The sequence below is a fragment of the Collinsella aerofaciens genome, assembly GCF_015556945.1.
In the GTDB taxonomy this organism is placed as follows: Bacteria; Actinomycetota; Coriobacteriia; order Coriobacteriales; family Coriobacteriaceae; genus Collinsella; species Collinsella aerofaciens_AO.
Window position 1 is genome coordinate 1,343 of record NZ_JADNNH010000043.1, and the last position, 5,889, is coordinate 7,231.

A 5,889-nucleotide genomic window follows, 5' to 3' on the forward strand; every position below is an offset into this window, starting at 1 on the left:
GAAGCCGGTGGTGCCGGCCTCCTCGCCGTCCTTGGCCCAGGCCATCCAGCCGATGTTGGAGGCGTGGACGCGGTAGTAGACGTCGTAGTCCTTGGCGAGGGAGCCCGTGAGCCTCAGGCGCACGGCCTCGACGGCGCGGCCCTGGCCGGTGGTGCCGCCCTCGGAGGCCGAGGGGGTGTCCCAGCCCTGCCAGCCGATGCCCGAGACGTGGGCGTCGATCTGGACGGACGAGCCGTCTGAGTAATCGGAGCTGTCGAGCGAGAGCTTGAGGTCCTCGAGGGCGAGGCCGCGGCCGGTGGTGCCGGCGGTCGCCCCGTCGGACACGGCGCCCTGCCAGCCAACGTTGGAGACGTGGGCGCGGTAGGTCAGGGACATGGGCTTCTTCTTGAAGGCGTAGTCGACGTTGGCCCCGTCAGACGAGGGGGCGGCGTCGCCCTTCTTGACGAGCCTGATCTGGACGGCCTCGACGCTCCTGCCGAAGCCGGTGGTGCCGGCCTCCTCGCCGTCCTTGGCCCAGGCCATCCAGCCGATGTTGGAGGCGTGGACGCGGTAGTAGACGTCGTAGTCCTTGGCGAGGGAGCCCGTGAGCCTCAGGCGCACGGCCTCGACGGCGCGGCCCTGGCCGGTGGTGCCGCCCTCGGAGGCCGAGGGGGTGTCCCAGCCCTGCCAGCCGATGCCACTTACATTGGCGTTAATTTGCACTGAGCCATCTTCAACAGGATTCAAGATGCCGACCTTAAGATCCTCCACTGATTTAGACTGCCCCGTTGTGCCAGCTGTAGATCCGTCGCGCTTGCTGCTCATCCAGCCAATATTCGAGACATGTGCCTCATACTGAATATGCATCTTGCTGTCGTCTACGTTCAGAAGAGAACCGTTGAAGCAGTAGTTCATGTCACAGCGTCCGTTAACGCCCGGGACATTACCGCTGCTTGAATACTGCCAGAAACTGTAGCTGCCAGCATAATCGCAACGCCAATTATATTGAGCGACCCAATGGTCATAACCGTTCAACGACGGAGAATTCAGGTAGTTGTTAAGCCAGTTAAGGTTCGCATAGATACCCGACTTAAAGCCAACGGCCTCCATACGGTTGCAAAAAGTCTGCGCAATCTGAGTGAGCTTATCCTTGCTGAAATCCGGATCTTGCAAGATATAGCTATCCTCAAGATCATAATAGACGGGAAGCGACGGATGATGGCCACCGAGCCAAGCAAGTGTCCTGTCGGCCTCTTTATTGGCATCCTCTACAGAACGGGCGTAGGAGTAGTAATACACGCCATAAGGAATGCCGAGGCGTTCACATTCAGCAGCGTTCCTTTCAAAAGAATCGTCAGGTTTTCCGTAAACCGGACCGACCTTGAGAATGGCAAAATCAATCCCCGCGGCCTTAACCTTATTCCAATCAACAGTTCCTTGATGATTGCTGACATCGATGCCGCGCGCGACAACGCCATTGGGCAAAGAATCGTCAGTTAAAGACTGCGCATCGATGTCGCCATTGCCAGAATCGATAAGCACGCCGTTTTCGAAACGCCAAGAGTTCGGTTCCAAAGAGTCTGCTTCGCAGGAATTCATCTCAGCGGAATCATCGGTTGGGGCTTCACCGTTTGACTCGTCAACACCAGATTCTTCGACGCCAATTCCAGGCTGTTCGCCGGAATCCGAATCTGTTTCCCCATAAGGACGAGCAGCATTTGCATCGTCACCATACCATTCGGTCACACCCCGAGAACCCGAGGCATCGTCCTGCGCCCCCTGAGAACTTACACCTTGAGATTCGTGCTCGATTGATGTTTGCAAGACCGACTGCGAGGCAGCGGCGGCCTGAACCGACAGCGCATACGCGCTGTAAGGCTGAATGATTTGCGACCAGCCCATCAATAGCGTACAAACCAAAGCCGCAGACGCTTTGAGATGTTTCATGTATATCCCCCGAGACATTGACCACATGTAAAGACCGAATAGCTGCTATATTACCGCACTTCCATACAGGCATTTAAAGCTTAGAAAAGCAACGTTTACCATACAGTCAAAAAGAGGCGCTCCTGCAACGGAGCGCCTCAACAGACTCTATGCAAAAGGCCTAGCTGCGCCGATTACACGACCTGGAGCATTGACCGAGCGCTCGGTCACACCGATCCCCGGCCACGAATCAATGATTCGACCGTTTCCAATGTAGATTCCAATATGACCCCGGTAGTAGACCACATCTCCCCTCTGCATAGCAGAGGTGCTAACCGGCATAAACGTGTTGTTGCGATACCAGTTCATGGAGTTATAGGTCTGCTCGGGCAACCAACGATGGTTATAGGGGTTATACCAACCCATATCCATGCCAGTCGCATACAAACATTGCAGCACCAAGCCCGAGCAATCAACTGCATCCCCTGGCCAAGAAGACCACGGCTCGATATAACGAGTACCGATATATTCACGAGCACGCTGGACGAATGCGTTGATGCAATCCTGTCGTGAAGCGTTGTAAGGAATTCGAGAAGGCGTGACATACGTAAAGTAACCGGTGCAATATGAAGGAAGCTGTACGCTATTACAACTAACTTTTGGATATGATCCCGGGGTCTGATACCCCATATAACGATAGGTCTCAAAATACGAATCAGACGTAGAGCCTGGTGCGGAAGCGCCCTTGGGGGCAATCTTTACCTGTAAAGCCTGAACAGGAATGCCAAGCTTCGTGGTACCCGCGGGCGATCCATTTTTGGTCCAGCCAAGCCATCCGTAATTTGACACATGGACGCGATACCAGACATCAAAGTAATTCGAAACGTCGCCAGTCAAGTTAATCTTCACAGCTTGGATCTGCTGCCCTTGGCCAACAGTTCCCGATGTAGCCCCGTCCGAAACAGCAGACTGCCAACCGATATTGGATACATGAGCAGAATACGAAATGCCACCGCTCATGGAGCTATCGGAAAGCGACAACTGCATGGCCTCCATGGCACGGTTCTGCCCAACCGTTCCGGCAACACCGCCATTGCCAACGGACGCTTGCCAGCCAAGACCGGAGCAATTAGCCTTAGCAGATAGCCCGGGAAGCTGGATCAAAGCAGCATGATCTTGAACGGGAGCCTCGGACGAACCCTTGGCAACCAACTTAATTTGAATTGCCTCGGCCTGCTTAGACAGTCCAACGGTGCCAGCTGCGGCGTCATTTTTAGCCCAACCAAGCCAGCCATAATCCGCCGCATGAACACGGTAGTAAATATCGTATTTTGAAGCGTCGTTGCCAGTGAGCCTTAATTTAACCGCCTGAATTGCAAGGCCCTTGCCAACAGTGCCAGCGTAGGAAGCACCCGAGACGTATGGTTGCCAACCGATATTCGCAACGTGCGCCGATACTTCGACGGAGGCATCGATACCCTGCGTCGAAACATACAACGCCTGCAGAGAACGAGACATGCCCGTCTGACCGGCAGTTTCGCCATTGCCAACGGGAGCCAACCAGCCCGCAGAAGCAACGTGCGCCTGGGATACAAGACCGATTCCCGACGTTTCGATAAATGCATTACTGGTAGGACCAGGGGCAGGTTGGCCCTTACGAACAAGTACAACATCTATGCCGCACAAACCGGAAGAACCGCCAGAAACGCCACATGCCTGACCATTTGACGTCCAACCCGTCCAGCCATTACCGGAATCGCATACTCGATACCAAATGTCATAATTGGCAGCAAACTGGCCACTCAGCGACATTTTTATCGCTTTTATGGGTGCGCCGGATACCGCCTTGGCAGCACCGCCATCCGATGAAAAAGCGCCCCAGCCTGAATATGAATCCATAACGGCATAGGAAATTGACCCGTCATCAGTTTGGCCTGCAACGCTTAAGGCAATGGAGTTCAGCAGTTTGGCGCCCTTGCCCCCGATCGTAGCCTTTTGACCAGAAGATAAGCCAAGACTCTCTCCAGAAACGGCGGATCCGGAAACCGCAACAGCATCTAGATCGCCGATAAAGACATTGCTCGAAGAGCCAGGCGCTGCTCCGCCTTTCTCCACAAGAATTACCTTTACCGCTTCGATAGCCTTGCCTTTACCGGCAGAACCAGCGGCAGCTCCATTGCAAGCCCAATCAAGCCAGCCTATACCTGACACATGAGCACAATACCAGACGTCATATTTTTCAGCTGCCTCACCGGTTAGACGAATCTGAACGGCTTCGAGACGCTGAGACTTACCAGTCGTTCCACAGTGCCCCTCAGACCACTGCTGCCATCCGACATTAGAAACATGGCCACGAAGCTCAATGGAGCCCGAGTGACCATACCAGCCAAGCTGAGCCTCAAGAGCCTCCATGGGGAGGCCCCTACCAGTTGTCCCGGCAACAGATCCGCCGCCTACGGGCGACATCCAACCAATATTCGACGTATGTGAGCGAACAATGATTGAGGCAGGTTCATCGCTACGGCTCTTAAAAGGACAGGCGGTGTCGCCCGGGGCGGGGTCGCCCTTGGGCAGGACCGCGACCTGGACGGCCTGGACGGCGCGGCCGTAGCCAGCCGATCCGGCGTCGGCGCCGTCGCACGCCCAGCCCAGCCAGCCGAACTCCGCGGAGTGGACGCGGTACCAGACGGTGTAGCGGGCGGACAGCTCCCCGGACAGCCTGACCCTCAGGGCCTCGACGGCGCGGGACTGGCCGGTCGTGCCGGCGGTGCCGCCGTTGCCGACGGCGGCCTGCCAGCCGACGTTCGAGACGTGGGCCTCGACGGATACGGCATTTGCAATCTGTTCTTGAGAGGTGGCTCCATCCACTTCAAGTGAGATTTTTAGTGCCTCAAGATTCAAGCCCCTACCCGTGGTTCCGGCAACCTTACCCGAACCAACCGGATCCATCCAGCCAATATTCTGCACATGGGCAGAAACACTAACGTTTTTGACGGTGAGCTGATCGTTGGAGGCAGAATCAGCGGCAGCGGCTTCGTTAGTCTCCCCCGATAAGACCTGCTGCGCGTCTTGAGGCTCGCTATCTACGGAGCCAGCATCCGATTCTTGCCCCTCAGAGATAGGCTCAACTTGATTGGAAGTAGAGCCTTCAAGATGAAAGCTGTTTGAATCATCAGATCCGTCAATTGAATAATCGGCATATGCAGCAGTCACGGCCCATGATTGACTCATGAACAACGCGATAACCACAAGTATAGAAACGGACACATCTAAGAGACGCTTCACGATTCCACCTTCCTTCGACTTCAACGGCGTCTATTTAATGACGACCGCCTGAGCTCCTCGTTGCGAGTATAGCGAAGCAATGCGCTGAGCTGAGTTAGAGACATAGCCAGCGAGTGAATCGGCAATGTAAACGGTACCTAGGGAGCGATTAAAGCCTCTTAAAACAACGGTGTGAGAGTTGGTATAGGTTCGATAAACCCTTCCACCGTAAGCCTGAGTCGCATAGCAACTTCCCAGGTTTTGCATACCTATCGTCGACCAAATAATAACGGGATGCCCGGCTTCCAAGTACGAATAAAGGTCATAGAAACCAGTACCAGTCACATCGTAGGCTCGCAAACTACTGCCACTACTAATCAAGAAAGAATTAGCGGTGTTGGTCAGTCCGGGAGCAGATATGCAGTTTCCATTCGAAGCGCTATGAGGATTGCCCCAAAACGCCGTAACAAAATCCCAACTGCTCTTAGGCATATACGCGTCTGCAATGACGGTTTTACCCAAACCAAATCCGTAATAGTTAAGCGCATTGGTCAATGCAACGGACTCGCAGCCAGTCGGAAGCTCAGGGTTCTGCATTGTACAAGGAACGTTGAGGACAACCGAATTCGGATGCAATGGGCGGTCCCTGTACGCGCCGTCCGTCGGGCCCGGGGCCGCCGAGCCCTTCGCGAGGATGCGGACCTGGAGCGCCTCGACGCG

The 5,889-nt window shown here is 55.1% G+C and carries 3 protein-coding genes; all 3 read right to left on the minus strand.

Annotated features, from left to right (window positions below):
• On the minus strand, positions 1–1,554 hold a 1,554-nt coding region (locus I2F59_RS09515), incomplete at its 3' end, for a GH25 family lysozyme (RefSeq protein ID WP_267473377.1).
• 519 nt (positions 1,555–2,073) lie between these two features.
• Positions 2,074–5,190 carry an NlpC/P60 family protein gene (locus tag I2F59_RS09520; protein ID WP_195503981.1) on the minus strand — a complete coding sequence of 1,039 codons (3,117 nt, stop codon included), beginning with the start codon at positions 5,188–5,190 and terminating at the stop codon, positions 2,074–2,076.
• Between the two features lie 30 nt (positions 5,191–5,220).
• Positions 5,221–5,889: C39 family peptidase (locus I2F59_RS09525; protein ID WP_195503982.1), on the minus strand; the 669-nt coding region annotated here is incomplete at its 5' end.